This window comes from Rhodobacteraceae bacterium M385, assembly GCA_025141835.1.
Lineage (GTDB): Bacteria > Pseudomonadota > Alphaproteobacteria > Rhodobacterales > Rhodobacteraceae > Gymnodinialimonas.
This window is the reverse complement of record CP081102.1, coordinates 808,845-824,700: the sequence shown is the minus strand read 5'-3', so window position 1 is coordinate 824,700 and position 15,856 is coordinate 808,845. Positions and strand designations below refer to the sequence as shown.

General features: G+C 60.5%; 14 protein-coding genes. 12 read left to right on the top strand and 2 right to left on the bottom strand.

Annotation, left to right across the window (positions count from 1 at the left end; translation table 11 throughout):
- Positions 1–52 precede the first annotated feature (52 nt).
- Positions 53–259 (top strand): SlyX family protein, encoded by a 207-nt coding sequence (locus tag K3728_04170; GenBank protein ID UWQ96440.1) that lies wholly within the window; start codon positions 53–55, stop codon positions 257–259.
- Positions 260–338: 79 nt separating this feature from the next.
- Here K3728_04170 and K3728_04165 read toward each other — a convergent pair whose 3' ends face one another.
- Positions 339–1,556: an MFS transporter gene (locus tag K3728_04165; protein UWQ96439.1), complete on the bottom strand. Its 1,218-nt coding sequence runs from the start codon at positions 1,554–1,556 to the stop codon at positions 339–341.
- A gap of 180 nt (positions 1,557–1,736) precedes the next feature.
- Between K3728_04165 and K3728_04160 the strand changes: the two genes are divergently transcribed.
- Positions 1,737–2,165: a hypothetical protein gene (locus tag K3728_04160; protein UWQ96438.1), complete on the top strand. Its 429-nt coding sequence runs from the start codon at positions 1,737–1,739 to the stop codon at positions 2,163–2,165.
- A gap of 16 nt (positions 2,166–2,181) precedes the next feature.
- Complete coding sequence (locus K3728_04155; GenBank protein ID UWQ96437.1) at positions 2,182–2,814, top strand: hypothetical protein; 633 nt, start codon at positions 2,182–2,184, stop codon at positions 2,812–2,814.
- Here the strand turns inward: K3728_04155 and dnaE are convergent.
- A complete protein-coding gene (gene dnaE, locus K3728_04150) occupies positions 2,762–6,295 on the bottom strand; it encodes a DNA polymerase III subunit alpha (GenBank protein ID UWQ96436.1) in 3,534 nt (1,177 codons plus the stop codon). The genes K3728_04155 and dnaE overlap by 53 nt on opposite strands.
- 115 nt (positions 6,296–6,410) lie before the next feature.
- Here dnaE and K3728_04145 point away from each other — a divergent pair, with 115 nt between their 5' ends.
- The 9 genes from K3728_04145 to K3728_04105 all read left to right on the top strand — a co-directional run bounded on the left by K3728_04145 (position 6,411) and on the right by K3728_04105 (position 15,852).
- Positions 6,411–6,731, top strand: coding sequence for a metalloregulator ArsR/SmtB family transcription factor (locus K3728_04145; GenBank protein ID UWQ96435.1), 321 nt, complete (start codon positions 6,411–6,413; stop codon positions 6,729–6,731).
- Positions 6,728–7,174, top strand: coding sequence for a hypothetical protein (locus K3728_04140; protein ID UWQ96434.1), 447 nt, complete (start codon positions 6,728–6,730; stop codon positions 7,172–7,174). Before K3728_04145 ends, K3728_04140 begins: the two co-directional genes overlap by 4 nt.
- Positions 7,175–7,305: 131 nt before the next feature.
- On the top strand, positions 7,306–8,754 hold the full coding sequence (gene xdhA, locus K3728_04135) for a xanthine dehydrogenase small subunit (GenBank protein UWQ96433.1): 1,449 nt from the start codon (positions 7,306–7,308) through the stop codon (positions 8,752–8,754).
- A complete protein-coding gene (xdhB, locus tag K3728_04130) occupies positions 8,751–11,189 on the top strand; it encodes a xanthine dehydrogenase molybdopterin binding subunit (protein ID UWQ96432.1) in 2,439 nt (812 codons plus the stop codon). Before xdhA ends, xdhB begins: the two co-directional genes overlap by 4 nt.
- On the top strand, positions 11,186–11,935 hold the full coding sequence (gene xdhC / locus K3728_04125; protein UWQ96431.1) for a xanthine dehydrogenase accessory protein XdhC: 750 nt from the start codon (positions 11,186–11,188) through the stop codon (positions 11,933–11,935). The genes xdhB and xdhC overlap by 4 nt, the downstream gene beginning before the upstream one ends.
- Positions 11,932–13,449: an ABC transporter ATP-binding protein gene (locus K3728_04120; GenBank protein ID UWQ96430.1), complete on the top strand. Its 1,518-nt coding sequence runs from the start codon at positions 11,932–11,934 to the stop codon at positions 13,447–13,449. Before xdhC ends, K3728_04120 begins: the two co-directional genes overlap by 4 nt.
- The gene (locus tag K3728_04115) at positions 13,446–14,531 is read left to right on the top strand and encodes an ABC transporter permease (GenBank protein ID UWQ96429.1); all 1,086 of its coding nucleotides are present in this window, start codon (positions 13,446–13,448) and stop codon (positions 14,529–14,531) included. The genes K3728_04120 and K3728_04115 overlap by 4 nt, the downstream gene beginning before the upstream one ends.
- Positions 14,528–14,935, top strand: coding sequence for a hypothetical protein (locus K3728_04110; GenBank protein UWQ96428.1), 408 nt, complete (start codon positions 14,528–14,530; stop codon positions 14,933–14,935). Before K3728_04115 ends, K3728_04110 begins: the two co-directional genes overlap by 4 nt.
- Positions 14,932–15,852 (top strand): ABC transporter permease, encoded by a 921-nt coding sequence (locus tag K3728_04105; GenBank protein ID UWQ96427.1) that lies wholly within the window; start codon positions 14,932–14,934, stop codon positions 15,850–15,852. The genes K3728_04110 and K3728_04105 overlap by 4 nt, the downstream gene beginning before the upstream one ends.
- Positions 15,853–15,856 lie beyond the last annotated feature (4 nt).

The window sequence follows — 15,856 nt, the reverse complement described above, 5'->3', positions numbered from 1 at the left end:
GTCGCGCACCGTCTAACGGGTGGGGTGAGCCGGGGCAAGGAGGGCTACACAAATGTCACAGATCACCATATTGGAAGAACAGCTAGCGCATTTGACGAAAGCAATCGACGACATGTCTGATGTTGTGGCGCGCCAAGACGCCGAAATCGCTATCCTGACACGGCGCGTCGAAATGCTAATGTCCCGCGAGGCAGAGCGCGAAGCCGACGGCAACAGCGGCTCCATCCCCCTTGCCGATCAAAAGCCGCCCCACTGGTAGGCCGCCCAGATCCTTGCAAGGATCTGATCAATCCCTTGCAAGGGATTGGGGAAAACTCTTGCAAGAGTTTTCAACGCTCTCAGGCGGGAACAGCCATCGCCTTAGGACGGGACCGGAGCAAGATGTAGAGCACCACCCCCACGTTCAATGCGTTGAAGCCGATCCCGTTCAGAAACGCCCATTGGTATGACCCCGTCACGTCATAGATGACCCCGGAAAGCCATCCGCCCAAGGCCATGCCGACGATCGTGGACATGATGACAAAGCCCACCCTTGCTCCGGCCTCTCTAGCGGGAAGGTACTCTCTCACGATGACCGCATAGGAAGGTACGATCCCTCCTTGGCTTAGTCCAAACACCATCGAAACGAGGTAAAGCGACGTCAGGCCGGTCGTGGGCAGATACAAGGACAGCGCCAGCATTTGCAGCGTCGATCCAATTAGCAGTGTCATCAAGCCCCCGAGGCGATCGGCCAAAACCCCCGACACCAGCCGGGACGCCACGCCAAACAACAGCATAAGCGACAGCATTTCGCCCCCGACGGCAGGCCCGTACCCCAGATCCACGCAGTAGGCGACGATGTGTACCTGCGGCATCGCCATCGCCACGCAACATCCGATACCCGCCACCGCCAGTAGCAGCGTCAGGGCCCGGGCGCTCAGCCCCGTCCTACTTGCCCGGAGCGCCGCTGCCGCGTCCGAGGTCGCCAGTGCGCCTTCGGGCAAGCCTTTGCGCAGGGTCCAGGTCAGCGGCAGCATCACCACCACGCAGGCAAGCGCCACCACCACATAGGCCGCCCGCCAACCGTCTTCGGCCAAAACGCCTGCCAAAAGCACAGGCCAGATCGCGCCCGAAATGTAGTTCCCGGACGCCGCAATCGCGACCGCCAGCCCGCGGCGTTTCAAAAACCATTGGGAGACATCGGCAATCAACGGTCCGAAACTGGCCGCAGACCCAAAGCCAATGAAAAACTGCGCCGTTGCCAGTATGCCGATCGTCGGCGCCATCAGCGCTGCGCCATAGGCGGCCCCCATCAGCACCGCAGTCGCAGCCAATGATCCCGCCAATCCAAAGCGGTCCACTGCCCGACCGATCAAATAGTTGCCAAGGGCGAAACCGATCATCGTGGCGGTATACGGCAGAGAGGCCCCAGCCCGCGAAACGCCAAACTCCGCCTGCACATCAGGCAGGATCAAAATGATCGTCCACATCCCTGCGCTGCCAATCACGGACACAAGCAAGGCTAGCACCAAGCGTGCCCAGGACACCCTCGTGTCGAATATGGAGTCTCCGTTCATTCCCGGACCCTAGTGCGGCTACTTACGGGGGGAAACTGCAATTTCATTCCCCGTGAAATGCGCTGACACCCGCACGGGTGGCTCAAAATCCGGGCGATCTGTTCGGTAAGAGCAAACCGCGCTGGCATCATGGCAAATGTTGCGTTGACACGAACGTGATCTCGGCTCCAAAAAGCGCTTATGGATACAAAACGCATTACCCCCGCCCTAGCCCTTCCCTTCGCCCTCTTCCTTGCGGCCCCCGCAATGGCCGAGCCTGATTGTTCGGGCGGCGGTTACGCCGCGGACGCGTTGGTCGTGCCCGACGCTGCAATCGGCGAAATCAGTGTCTCCACTCAATACGCTTGGGATGGCGGCAGCCGCTTGTTCGAAGTGTGCAACCTGCTGACCGAAGGCGGCGACTTCTTCGCCACTTGGTCGCTATTCTCTGGCGAGATCGACACTGCCTATCCTGGCATCTGCGTGTCTCTGACCAACACCCAAGGGGTTGAGTGGTTCTCTTGCGCCGGGGCTGATGTTGTCGCCGCAGCTTTTGCCGCCGCTCCCCAGACCGAGGCTGGCATCATCCGCTTTGATACTTGGGCGGACACTGCACCAGAGCTTCAGTAAGTTAACGCAAATGAGCATGAAGGCCTCGGCATTGCCGGGGCCTTTTTTGTGGGGCATGCTGGTTGTCATTCGGGTAATTCAGAGGGCGACAATGCACTATTGTGTAGAACGGCTTGTACCTAGCGAGTTCCTTCTAAAACTTGGGATTTACCTCCAAACCTGCGCACATATTGAACTCGCCATTTGGCAGATTGCGTTGGAAGCAAATGGCGAAGACACCGACGCTGAACTTGTGAAGACCGAGTTCGTTGATTGGAAACTTTCAACATCGGCACTAACAAAACGCTTGCAACAAGCATCCGCAAAGGTGGACGCGAAGATCGGACTGCGCATTTGGCTTCTTAATGCCGCTGTCCGGGACGGCTTACTCAATCGTAACGCAGCCGCCCATGGTGCGTTTTATTCATCTCAGGACAATAATTCTTTGAAAGTTAGCCACTATTTTTCGCAGGGCAGAGGAAGTTCTAAACGCTATTTTTCTGCCGAAGAAAGTGTCGATCAGGACGAAATCGACCGAGTCCTGTTTGAAGCCAATTGCACCTTGCTGGACGCCATCGAGGTCCGTGACATGCTGAAGGCATCAAACCGCGCTCGCACTAAACCTCCTCCACCATCACCACGCCCTCCAGTGACCGCAACGCGCCTTTAATCTGAGGCGAGACCGGGAAGTTATCGCCCAAGATCACCTCCACCTCTCCGGGCAGGTCCGGCGCCATCAAGCACAGGTGTATTGGCCCCTTTGAAGCCTTCGCCCCCTCGTCCGACGTGCGCTCTAGCAGCGACTCAACGGATACGATCCCGACTTCATCTTCGATGAAGACGCGCAGGCCGTTAGCCTCTCCGGCAATCGCGTTATCGACGGGTTGGACAGAGCGGCCCAGAAGCTTCAACTGATCCGCCTCTAACGTCGCTTCGGCCTGGATGATGACGTTGTTGCCTGTCTCCAGATACTCACGAGAGGCTTCCAGCGTGTCCGAGAAGATGGTGATCTCGTAAAGCCCCGTGGGGTCGCTAAGCGAGACGAATGCAAAGCGGTTGCCCTTCTGGCTTTTGCGCTCCTGCTTCACACTGACCGAACCCGCCATCTTCGCCACGAAGGGCCCCTGCTGTACGCGGGCCTCGACCTCGGCCAGAGTCATCACCTTGCGCCTTTTCAGGGCGGGCATGTAATCGTCCAAAGGGTGGCCCGAGAAGTAGAAACCCACGGCCTTATGCTCTTCTGCGAGACGCTCATTCGGGAGCCAATCAGGGGCAGAGGACAGGCGCGGTTCGGGCAGATCTTCGCCCGCATCGCCAAACAATGACACCTGATTGGACGCTGCCTGATCATGGATCGCAGCAGAGTACGCGGTCAGCCCATCGAGGCTATCAAGAATGCGGCGGCGGTTGCGGTCCAGCTCATCAAACGCACCCGCCCGCGCCAGCATTTCAAGGGAGCGCTTGCCAACACGTTTCAAATCCACCCGCCGCGCGAGGTCAAAGAGCGTCGCATAAGGCTTCACACCTTGCTCTGTCGTGCGCCCCTCCACGATCATTTTCATCGCTTCAACGCCCACGTTTTTCAACGCGCCGAGGGCATAGTGGATCTTCCCGTCGATCACTGTAAACGTCGCCGCAGAACGGTTAACGCAGGGGGGGAGAGTCTCAATCTCCATCCGGTCAACCTCTTGCTTATAGACAGCCAGTTTGTCGGTCAGATGGATATCGCAGTTCATCACGGCGGCCATGAATTCGACCGGATGGTTCGCCTTTAGCCACGCCGTTTGGTACGACACAACCGCATAAGCCGCCGCGTGGGACTTGTTGAAGCCGTAGTTGGCGAACTTGTCCAGAAGTGCCCATGTTTCTAGCGCCTTGGCCTCGTCCACGCCGTTTTCAGCCGCACCTTTCAGGAATTTGGGACGTTCTGCGTCCATCGCTTCCTGAATTTTCTTACCCATCGCGCGGCGCAACATGTCCGCGCCGCCAAGCGAGTATCCCGCCATTTCCTGCGCGATCTGCATCACTTGTTCTTGGTAAACGATGATGCCTTGGGTCTCATCCAGCAGATGGTCCACGGTGGGGTGCAAACGGTCGCGTTCGCTGGTGCCGTTCTTGACCTCACAGAACTTGGGAATGTTCTCCATCGGGCCGGGGCGATAGAGCGCCACAAGGGCGATGATGTCCTCGATACAGTCCGGTTTCATGCGCCGCAGCGCATCCATCATGCCACTGGATTCCACCTGAAACACCGCCACCGTCTTTGCCGAAGCATAGAGCTCGTACGAGGCCTTATCATCCAACGGAATGGCGTTGATCTGGTTCTCGGCCCCCTCTGGCGGCTCGTAGAGCCGGGTACCATCGGGCCCTTCATGCAACTGCCGGCCCGAGGCATGGATCAGATCAATCGCGTTCTGGATTACTGTCAGGGTTTTCAGGCCCAGAAAGTCGAACTTCACCAGACCGGCCGGTTCCACCCACTTCATGTTGAACTGCGTCGCTGGCATGTCCGAGCGCGGATCACGATACAGCGGCACCAATTCGTCAAGCGGACGGTCCCCAATCACCACGCCAGCCGCGTGGGTAGAGGCGTTGCGCAGCAATCCTTCAATCTTCTCGGCGTAATCCATCAGGCGGCGTGTCGGGTTCACGCGACCGTCGCGCTTGTCCTGCTCACTCTCGCGCATTTCCTCGATAAAGCGTGGCTCGTCCTTGATGGCCTGCGCGATGCCGACGGGCTTCACGCCCTCCACGGGGATCATCTTCGACAGCCGGTCCACCTGCCCAAACGGCATCTGCAAAACCCGGCCCACATCGCGCACGGCGGCTTTGGACAGCAGCGCACCGAAGGTGATGATCTGCCCGACCCGGTCACGGCCATATTTTTCCTGCACATAGCGGATCACCTCTTCCCGGCGATCCATACAGAAGTCGATGTCGAAATCCGGCATCGAGATACGTTCAGGGTTTAGGAAGCGTTCAAACAGAAGGCTGTAGCGCAACGGATCAAGGTCGGTGATCGTCAGCGCGTAAGCCACCAAGCTGCCCGCCCCCGACCCCCGCCCCGGCCCGACCGGAATCGAGTTATCCTTGGACCACTGGATAAAGTCGGCCACGATCAGGAAGTAACCGGGGAAGCCCATGCCTTCGATGATCTCCAGCTCAAAATCGAGCCGCTTCTGGTATTCTTCAACGCTGGTCGCATGGGGGATCACGCGCAGGCGTTCCTGCAAACCCTCATTCGCCATGCGGCGCAGCTCGGACACCTCGTCATCGGCAAATTTCGGCAGGATCGGGTCGTGCATTTCGGCCCGGAAGGCGCAGCGCCGCGCGATCTCCACGGTGTTTTCCAAGGCCTCTGGCAAGTCCGCAAACAGGGCTGCCATTTCGTCGGGCGACTTGAAGCTATGTTGCGGCGTCAGGCGGCGGCGCGGCTCGGATTGGTCAACGTAGGCCCCTTGAGCGATGCACATCATCGCGTCGTGGGCCTCAAAGATTTCTGGCTTGGGGAAGTAAACGTCGTTGGTGGCGACCAGTGGCAGATTATGGGCATAGGCCAGTTCCACGTGACCCCTCTCGGTCAGTTTTTCGGCCTCGGGCAAGCCGCCTTCGGTGGGGTGGCGTTGCAGCTCCACATAAAGGCGATCGGGGTAAATCGCGGACAGGGTTGTCAAAAGCGCCTCGGCCTTCGGCATCTGTGCCGCGCGCAGGTGTTGGCCTAGGGGGCCATCGGGCCCGCCCGTCAGGCAGATCAACCCGTCCGTGTGTTGCGCCAATTCCGACAGCGTCACATGGGGGGGCGTGCCATCGCCCCGCAGATACAGGGCAGAATTCAGCTTCATCAGGTTCTCATACCCAAGCCGGTTTTGCGCCAGCAAGACCATCCCGGCGGGGGCTTTTGCCTTCTCTCCGGGCGCTGCAACCTCGTATTCCACGTCAATCTGTATGCCGATGATGGGCTGCACGCCCGCCTTCTTCGCCATTTCCGAGAATTCGAGCGCACAGAACATGTTGTTCGTGTCGGTCACAGCCACCGCAGGCATGCCCGCGTCCGCCACCATGCCCGGCATCTTCTTCACCTTCATCGCGCCTTCCAGCAGCGAGTATTCGGTGTGAAGGCGCAGGTGAATGAACTTTGGGTGCTTTGACATATCGCAAGGGTATCGCAGCCCCCAGCAGCACGCCAGCACAAGGCCGCAGGATCTTGGGGATAATTTACTTAGCCAAAGGGCTATCTTTTATCTCGCGGCGCTGTTACTTATCCATATGGCTAACAATCTCGATCACCTCTTCACCGCCCTCTCCGACCCCACCCGCCGCGCGGTTATCGCGCAATTGGGCAGCGGCGAGGCTCCTGTCTCGACGCTGGCCCAACCCCACGACATGGCTTTGCCCAGCTTCCTCAAGCACCTCGCGCAGCTGGAACGGGCGGGGCTTGTGACCTCTCGTAAGGTCGGGCGCACGCGCATCTGCACGCTGCACCCCGAAGCCCTGCGAACCGCGCAAAGCTGGCTCGACCAACAACGCGCCGTTTGGGAGGGGAAGCTAGACCGCCTCGATGCATTTCTCAGCAAGGATACCCCATGACCGAAACCAAGACCCTCACCTTCACGCGCACTCTGCCCGCGACACCGGCCCGTGTGATCGCCGCACTCACCAGCGTTGAAGATCGCACGATCTGGGGTACACCCAGCCCTGACATGGCTCTGCTGATCAAAGACCAACCCGCCGCCGCGCCAGGGGTGCGCGAGACCGCTAACGTAGGGCCAGTTGGCACGCCCTATGTAACCGTCTTCACCGATTGGGTTATCCTCACTCAAGACCGTGTAACCTATGCCGAAACGCTAGAGGCCGAAGGCGCGGCCTTCGCCACCAGCCTTGCCGACTTCCAGTTGGCGGAAGATGGCCCCAATACCGCTCTGTCGCTCACCGTCACCGTCTTCAGTTTTGCCGGAGAAGAAGCCCTATCCGAGGTTACCCAAGGCTGGACCAATGCACTGAATGCCCTTTCCACCCATCTCGACGCTTGAATTCTGCGCCCGCGCAGGGTTTGCTGAGGGCGGTCACGACCAAACCGGGCCCGCCCTCTACGCCGCATCGAGGGTCGGGACGACCTCCCAAGGCTTGAACTCAGGCCAAGTAACGCGGCGGGCATTGCCATATGACGACCCGGTTCCTTTTAAACGGAGAACCCTGCGTGGTGGAGGCCTCCCCCACCCGCACACTGCTAGATTGGCTGCGCGAAGACGCGCGGCTGACAGGCACCAAAGAAGGCTGCAACGAAGGCGACTGCGGCGCCTGCACTGTTATGGTGACAGAGGCCGACGGCACGTCCCGGGCGCTCAACGCCTGCATCCTGTTTCTACCCCAACTCGAAGGCCGCGCCGTGCGTACCGTCGAAGGCATCGCCGCGCCCGATGGAACCCTGCACCCTGTGCAACAAGCGATGGTGGATCTTCACGGCAGCCAATGCGGCTTCTGCACGCCGGGCTTCATCACCTCCATGGCCACGGCTCACAAAAACGGCGCCACGGACCACGAAGATCAACTGGCAGGCAACCTCTGCCGCTGCACGGGCTACGCGCCCATCCTCCGCGCCGCACAGGCCGCCGCCTCCGCCCCGGTCCCTGATCACTTGAACGCCGACGCCTCGGCTCTCGCCTCCCCCCCATTCCTCGTTCCTGAAATATCCCAGGGGGAGTCCGCAGGACGGGGGACAGCGTCCCCCCGCCCCGCCCCGGCGGGGCCAACAAAGGCTCCCTTTCAGCCCACGTCATCCGATGAACTCGCACAATGGTACATCGATCACCCCGACGCCACGCTTGTCGCAGGGGCCACGGATGTGGGCCTCTGGGTGACCAAACAACACCGCGACCTCGGCCAGATCGCCTTCCTCAACCAATGCGCCGACCTCAAGGGCATTACGACCGACCCAAACACCATCCGCTTCGGTGCCATGACATCCGTGACAGACGTGCTTGCCGCCATGAGAGCTCGCCACGAAAGTTTTGCCGAAATGCTCCGGCGTTATGGCTCGGTTCAAGTGCGCAATGCCGCCACGATCGGCGGCAACATCGCCAACGGCTCGCCCATCGGTGACAGCCCCCCCGCGTTGATCGCCCTTGGCGCGACCCTGCACCTGCGCCGGGGCGATATGCGGCGCGACCTGCCGTTGGAGGATTTCTTTATCGACTACGGCAAACAGGACCGGGCTGCTGGCGAGTTTGTGGAGGCAGTTTCCATTCCCGTGCAACCTGACACTTTGCGTGTCTACAAATTGTCCAAGCGCTTTGACCAAGACATTTCCGCCGTCTGCGGTGCATTCAACCTAACGGTCACGGATGGCACGATCACCGCGGCCCGGATCGCCTTTGGAGGGATGGCGGGCACACCAAAGCGGGCGACAGCCGTGGAACAGGCGTTGCTTGGCCGGACTGCAACCGAAGAGACCGCCTTGGCAGCGCTCGGGGCGTTCACAGAGGATTTTGCGCCACTGACCGATATGCGGGCCACTTCCGACTACCGCATGAAATCGGCGCAAAATATGCTGTTGCGCTACATGGCGGAAATGTCCGGCCGAAACGTCAGCGTGTTGGAGGTACGGCCATGAGCGTCCATAAGTCCCTTCCCCACGACGCCGCACGCCTCCATGTCACGGGCGCGGCCCGCTATGTGGATGATATCCCGGTTCCGGCAGATTGCCTGCATCTGGCCTTCGGCCTTTCCACCATCGCCAAGGGCCACATCACGGCAATGGACCTATCCGCAGTCCGCTCATCCGCAGGCGTCTTCGCCGCCTTGGCGGGGACCGATCTGGCTGAAATACCCGATTGCTCTCCGTCCAACCATGACGAGCCGCTATTGTCCGACGGCGCCATTCATTACGCGGGCCAACCGCTATTTGTGGTGGCCGCGTCCTCGCATCTTGCAGCACGGCGGGCGGCAGTTTTGGCAGATGTGACCGTACAAGAGGACGACCCGCTTTTGACCATCGAAGAGGCCCAAGCCGCCGATAGTCGATTTGAAGAAGGGCCCAGAGTTTATGCCAAGGGCGATGTGGATGCAGCCCTGAGTGGTGCAACCCATCTTGTGGAAGGCGCGCTTGATATCGGCGGGCAAGAGCACTTCTATCTGGAAGGTCAATCTGCTCTCGCCCTGCCGCAGGAAGGCGGCGACATGGTCATCCATTCGTCGTCACAGCACCCAACCGAAATTCAGCATAAGGTGGCTGACGCGCTTGGCCTGCCAATGCACTCTGTGCGTGTGGAAGTGCGCCGGATGGGCGGCGGCTTTGGCGGGAAAGAAAGCCAAGGCAACCATTTGGCCATTGCTTGCGCGATTATGGCGGCCCGCACCGGTCGACCTTGCAAGATGCGCTATGACCGGGATGACGATTTTATCGTCACCGGCAAGCGCCACGACGCGCGGGTGGAATACCGCGCCGGGTTCGACAAGGACGGCCACCTGCTTGGGGTCGATTTCACACAGCATATCCGGTGCGGGTGGGCGATGGATCTTTCCTTGCCCGTGGCTGACCGGGCCATGCTACATGCTGACAACGCCTATTTGTTGCCGGCGACGCGGATCACCTCTCATCGATGGAAAACTAACACGCAATCGGCCACCGCGTTTCGGGGGTTTGGCGGGCCTCAGGGTATGGTGGGAATGGAGCGCGTGATGGATCACGCAGCCCAGAAATTGGGATTGGACCCGTTGGAGTTGCGGCGGAAGAACTTCTACCGGGAGGCGCAAGTTACTGATGCCGGACCCTCCGGGGGGAGTTTTTCAGCCAAGATGAAAGGGGAGCGGCTGGCCACAGCGGATCTAAAGGGCCGTGGTGCTGTGCAGGTCTCGGGGGGCGGGGGCGCCAAGAGATTTGGCGGTGCGCATTCGCCGGTTCAGGGGGGAGAGGTTGAGAATACCACGCCCTACGGGATGGCGGTGGAGGATTTCGTGCTCCACGCCATGACCGAGCAGCTGGTGGAGGCATGCGATTACGCAGAGCGAGTGAAAGCCGTGGCCCAGTGGAACCGGAAAGAACCGGTGCTAAAGCGCGGCATTGCGCTGACGCCGGTGAAGTTTGGGATTTCCTTCACGCTGACACATCTTAATCAGGCCGGGGCGTTGGTGCATGTCTATCAGGATGGCTCCATTCACATGAACCATGGCGGCACGGAGATGGGGCAAGGCCTGTTCCAGAAGGTGGCACAGGTTGCGGCCAGCCGGTTCGGGGTCCCTGTAGGGCAGGTGAAGATCACCGCGACAGATACGGGCAAAGTGCCCAACACCTCGGCCACAGCGGCGTCTTCGGGCACAGACCTGAATGGGATGGCAGTGAAGGCCGCCTGCGATAAGATCCGGTTACGGATCGCAGAGGCGGTGGCGGGTGATCTTCAGGCGCAGCCTGAGGACGTTGTTTTCGCTGACGGATATGTGTCTTCGCCCCAAGCCGCCCTCACCTTCGCAGAGGCCGTGCAGCTCGCCTACATAAGGCGTGTTTCTCTCTCAGCTACGGGCTACTACAAAACGCCCAAGATCGCGTGGGACCGGATCGCCGGCCAAGGCCGTCCGTTCCTATATTTCGCCTATGGGGCGGCCTGTTCCGAGGTTGTGATCGACACATTGACCGGCGAAAATCGCATTCTTCGCACCGATATCCTTCACGATGCGGGTGCTTCCCTGAACCCTGCGCTTGATATTGGCCAAATCGAGGGCGGCTTCGTCCAAGGCGCTGGCTGGCTCACCACTGAGGAGTTGGTGTGGGATACCAAGGGCGCGCTCAAGACCCATGCACCGTCCACCTACAAAATCCCCTGCGCCTCGGACGCGCCTGATATCTTCAATGTTGCGCTTTATGATGCGCCAAATCGCGAGGACACGATCTACCGTTCCAAGGCGGTGGGAGAGCCGCCGTTCATGCTTGGAATCAGCGTATTTTCTGCCCTGTCCAACGCCTGTGCCGCGGCCGGGCCCGCCTTCCCCGACCTTCAGGCTCCTGCCACCGCTGAAGCTGTGCTTGCTGCCGTCACAAGGGCGCGCCAATGACCGCGATCCGCGTGACGATTGCCGCGGTTAAAGGCTCCGCCCCTCGCAACACGGGCACTGCCATGCTGGTCTATCCTGACAGGATTACCGGCACGATTGGCGGCGGCGCGTTGGAGTGGGAAGCCATGGCCATGGCGCGTCAGATGCTGAAGGATGGCACTGGTACGCAGACCCGGACATTGCCACTAGGTCCGTCCCTTGGGCAATGTTGCGGCGGCGTTGTCACGTTGGAGCTGCGAGCCGCCAACGATCTGCCCGAGCCGCCCGCGACGCAGCTTTGGATCTGGGGCGCGGGCCATGTGGGGCGGGCGCTGGTTCACACCTTGTCGCCCCTGCCGCAGGTTTCGGTATCTTGGATCGATACCGGCGACGGGCGCTTCCCACGGGAAATCCCTGATAACGTGCAGAAAATCGTGGCCACTGATATGCCTAGGGTAATGCGTCATGCCCCACCTGACGCGCATCATCTGATCGCCACCTATTCCCACGATATTGATCTGGCCCTGTGTCACGCCGCCCTGTCCCATAGCTTCGGCAGTGTCGGGCTCATCGGCTCGGCCACCAAGTGGGCTCGCTTTCGCCAAAGGTTAACGCACCTCGGCCACAGCAGCGCACAAATTTCGCGCATCATGTGCCCAATGGGTGACCCAAACCTTGGCAAACATCCTCAGGCCATTGCGATTGGCGTCGCGGCGCGGCTACTTGTTGGGCAAACGCTGCAAGAATCAGCACTTGGGGGAACATGACGATACCGCTGCTCGAAATTAATGGCCTGACCAAGGCCTACCCCGGTGTCGTTGCAAATGATGGTGTTACCTTTGCCATTCAACCCGGAGAGGTTCACGCGCTGTTGGGCGAAAACGGCGCGGGCAAATCTACGCTGGTGAAGATGATCTACGGGTTGGTGAAACCCGATGCCGGCGTCATGGCCCTTGAGGGCGTACATCACACCCCGGCTGAGCCCCGTGCCGCTCGCCATATGGGTGTAGCGATGGTGTTTCAGCACTTCAGCCTGTTCGAAGCCCTCACCGTGGCGGAAAACATCGCGCTCGGGATGGAAAACCCGCCAAAGCCGCGTGACCTGTCCAAGCGCATTTCCGATGTCAGCGCCGCTTACGGTCTGCCCTTGGGCCCCGAAAGCCTTGTCGGAGACCTTTCCGCAGGAGAGCGGCAACGGGTCGAGATCATCCGCTGTTTGCTGCAAGATCCCAAGTTGCTCATCATGGATGAGCCGACATCGGTTCTGACCCCGCAAGAGGTTGAAATCCTGTTCCACACCCTGCGCAAGCTTAGCGCAGAAGGCACCGCGATCCTCTATATCTCTCATAAACTGGAAGAAATCCGCACGCTTTGTGATGCCGCCACGATATTGCGGCAGGGCAAGGTTGTGGGCGCATGCGACCCCAAGGCGACGTCGGCCGCGCGCATGGCCGAGATGATGGTGGGCAAATCCCTTGCCGTGCCCGCTCGTGCGGCTGCGGCACCGGGCGAGGTGCTGCTGTCGATCCAAGGCCTGAACCAGCCCTCGGCCACGGCCTTTGGCACCGCGCTTAAAGACATCTCGCTCGAGGTTCGGGCAGGCGAAGTTCTGGGTATCGGCGGAGTGGCCGGCAACGGGCAGGATGAGCTGTTGGCCGTCCTTTCCGGCGAGCACCGTACCGAGGCAGGCGCCGTGACATTCATGGGCCGCGACATCGGCGAGGACGGGCCGACGGCACGCCGCGCCAGCGGCCTGTTGTCGGCACCGGAGGAGCGGTTGGGCCACGCCGCCGCCCCCGACATGAGCCTGACAGAAAACGCCGTGCTTACCGGGAATGCCCGCAAGGGGCTGTCCTCGAGGGGCTTTATCAGCTGGCCCAAGGCCCGTGCCTTCGCCGATGATATCATTGCGAAGTTTGATGTTCGCACCCCCGGCAACGCCACCGCCGCGCGGGCCCTTTCCGGGGGCAACTTGCAGAAATTCGTGATCGGACGAGAGATTTTGCAAGACCCGAAAATCCTTGTCGTTAACCAACCCACTTGGGGCGTTGATGCCTCGGCCGCTGCCGACATTCGCCAAGCCTTGCTGAACCTTGCCGAAGGGGGCGCGGGCGTCATTGTGATTAGCCAGGACCTTGATGAACTGCTCGAAATATCAGACCGTTTCTGCGCCTTGAATGAGGGGCGCTTATCCGCCCCGCAACCGGCACGCGGCCTGTCGATGGAAGATATTGGCCTGATGCTTGGCGGTGCCCATGGCATGGCGGAGGCGACAATATGATCCGCCTTGAAAAACGCCCCGTCCCGTCGCGCTTTTGGTCGTTCTCCACCCCCGTTGTGGCCGTCATCTTAACGATGATTGCGGGCGGGTTGATGTTCGCGGCCCTTGGGCAAGACCCGCTAGAAGTGATCCGCGTCATCTTTTGGGATCCGCTGTTTCACGAACGCTTCGCGTCATTCTCGCGCCCGCAGTTGCTCGTGAAAGCTGGTCCACTGATCCTGATCGCGATTGGCCTGTCCCTGGGCTTTCGCGCGGGCATTTGGAACATCGGGGCCGAGGGGCAATACATTGTCGGAGCGCTCTGCGGGGCTGCCTTCGGCCTTGCGCTCTATCCGTCCGAGCATTTCCTGATCCTGCCCGGCATGATCGTTGCGGGCCTTTTGGGCGGCACCCTTTGGGCAATGATCCCCGCGATCCTTAAAACCAAAGCCAACACCAACGAAATTCTCGTATCGCTGCTACTGGTCTATGTGGCCGAGGCGCTTCTCGCCTCTGCCGCGACGGGCTGGCTGCGCAATCCCGATGGTCAAGGCTTTCCCGGCTCTCGCAACCTTGCCCGCCACGCAGGCACCGACAACCCCGAGCTGATCGCGGGCACCGGCATCCACTTGGGCGTTATCGCGGCCCTGATCGCCGTGATTGCCGCCTACGTCCTGTTCCAAAAACACATGCTTGGCTATCAGATCAAACTGGCAGGCCAAGCGCCGCGCGCCGCGCGTTTCGCGGGCGTCAGCCCCACGCGAATGGTGATCCTTTGCCTTGGCGTGTCCGGTGCCCTCGCGGGCGCTGCGGGCGTGTTCGAGGTCTCGGGCCCCGCCGGACAAATCACCATTGATTTCAACGTGGGCTACGGCTTCACCGCTATCATCGTGGCGTTTCTGGGCCGGTTGAACCCGATCGGCATCCTGTTTGCGGGCCTCCTGATGGCGCTGACCTACATCGGTGGCGAGTTGGCGCAATTACTGCTGCAAGTCCCTGCCCCCGCGATCCAAGCGTTCCAAGGAATGCTTCTGTTCTTCCTTTTGGCTCTGGACGTCCTGTCAAACTATCGCGTCCGACTGGGATGGGAGGCAAAAGCATGAATGCGCAACGCCCCGCCTTCGCGATCTCGGACATTCCCGCCACCGCGGTTCACACCGCCGTCGGCCTGTTCTTGGGCTTCGGGACTGCTATCGCAATTTTGTTGGTCGCCGACGGTCTTTGGATGCTTTTCCTGATCCTGATACCTCTTTTCGCGCTGCAAATGCTGGGACATGGCATCATGCATTTGATCGTATGGGCCCTCGCTTGCCTCTGGTCCCTGCTGCGCGGGCGTCCCCTGCCCACACGGCCGCCATCGCTGCCCCGCGCCGAACCAGAAAACGTCGAAGATGGACCTAACCCCTGGCTGCGCGATAGCGCTCTGTTTTTGTCGTGGGCAAGCGCAACCATACTTATCATCGCGAACGCTTGGCGAACGGGTGTCTTTACGGAGGGGTTTCTATGATTGATCCCGTCACCCTGATTGTGGCCCTTATCACCATTTCCACCCCGGTCCTGCTTGCCGCATTGGGAGAGCTGATTGTCGAGAAATCCGGCGTCCTGAACCTTGGGGTTGAAGGGATGATGATCATGGGCGCGGTCTGCGGCTTTATCGTTGCCAACCAAAGCGGATCGCCCACCTTGGCCTTCATCGCAGGCATGGCAGGCGGCGCAAGCCTCTCAGTGATCTTCGCCATCCTCACGCAATTCCTGATGTCGAACCAAGTGGCCACCGGGCTCGCGCTGACGCTGTTCGGCCTCGGCCTCGCCGCCCTTCTGGGCGTGGGGTATGAGGGGCAACCGATCCCCGAGGTTGCAAAGCCCCTGCCCGAAATGCTGCGGACCATCCCGGTGATCGGTCCCATTCTGTTCAGCCATGATCTTGTGACCTATCTGGCCATCGGTGCCGTCTTTGCGATTGGCTACGTCCTAAAACACACGCGCATGGGCCTGATCATCCGGGCAGTCGGCGAAAGCCACGATGCCGCCCACGCCCTTGGCTATAAGGTCGTGCGTATCCGCTGTGCCGCGATCTTGTTTGGCGGGGCCATGGCTGGCCTTGGCGGCGCGTTCCTGTCGCTGGTCTACGTCGAAAACTGGGTGCAAGGCATGACCGCCGGCGCGGGCTGGATCGCCTTGGCGCTGGTGGTGTTTGCCGCGTGGAAATCGGGCCGTGTATTATTTGGCGCATGGCTCTTTGGGGGGATCGCCGCATTGCAACTGCGCCTGCAAGCAGCCGAGGTGCCCGTGCCCGTGTCGCTACTGGATGCCTCGCCTTACCTTGTCACGATCATCGTGCTTGTGGTCATGTCGTCCGACCGCGCGAAAGCCGCCATTAACGCCCCCGCTGCCCTTGGCAAAACCTTCCATGCAAGTGGGTGATCTT

What these genes read in the sequence shown, in the direction of transcription:
- K3728_04170 (UWQ96440.1), top strand. Translation starts at nt 53, where the DNA reads ATGTCACAGATCACCATATTGGAAGAACAGCTAGCGCATTTGACGAAA.
- K3728_04165 (UWQ96439.1), bottom strand. Translation starts at nt 1,556, where the DNA reads ATGAACGGAGACTCCATATTCGACACGAGGGTGTCCTGGGCACGCTTG.
- K3728_04160 (UWQ96438.1), top strand. Translation starts at nt 1,737, where the DNA reads ATGGATACAAAACGCATTACCCCCGCCCTAGCCCTTCCCTTCGCCCTC.
- K3728_04155 (UWQ96437.1), top strand. Translation starts at nt 2,182, where the DNA reads ATGAAGGCCTCGGCATTGCCGGGGCCTTTTTTGTGGGGCATGCTGGTT.
- dnaE (UWQ96436.1), bottom strand. Translation starts at nt 6,295, where the DNA reads ATGTCAAAGCACCCAAAGTTCATTCACCTGCGCCTTCACACCGAATAC.
- K3728_04145 (UWQ96435.1), top strand. Translation starts at nt 6,411, where the DNA reads ATGGCTAACAATCTCGATCACCTCTTCACCGCCCTCTCCGACCCCACC.
- K3728_04140 (UWQ96434.1), top strand. Translation starts at nt 6,728, where the DNA reads ATGACCGAAACCAAGACCCTCACCTTCACGCGCACTCTGCCCGCGACA.
- xdhA (UWQ96433.1), top strand. Translation starts at nt 7,306, where the DNA reads ATGACGACCCGGTTCCTTTTAAACGGAGAACCCTGCGTGGTGGAGGCC.
- xdhB (UWQ96432.1), top strand. Translation starts at nt 8,751, where the DNA reads ATGAGCGTCCATAAGTCCCTTCCCCACGACGCCGCACGCCTCCATGTC.
- xdhC (UWQ96431.1), top strand. Translation starts at nt 11,186, where the DNA reads ATGACCGCGATCCGCGTGACGATTGCCGCGGTTAAAGGCTCCGCCCCT.
- K3728_04120 (UWQ96430.1), top strand. Translation starts at nt 11,932, where the DNA reads ATGACGATACCGCTGCTCGAAATTAATGGCCTGACCAAGGCCTACCCC.
- K3728_04115 (UWQ96429.1), top strand. Translation starts at nt 13,446, where the DNA reads ATGATCCGCCTTGAAAAACGCCCCGTCCCGTCGCGCTTTTGGTCGTTC.
- K3728_04110 (UWQ96428.1), top strand. Translation starts at nt 14,528, where the DNA reads ATGAATGCGCAACGCCCCGCCTTCGCGATCTCGGACATTCCCGCCACC.
- K3728_04105 (UWQ96427.1), top strand. Translation starts at nt 14,932, where the DNA reads ATGATTGATCCCGTCACCCTGATTGTGGCCCTTATCACCATTTCCACC.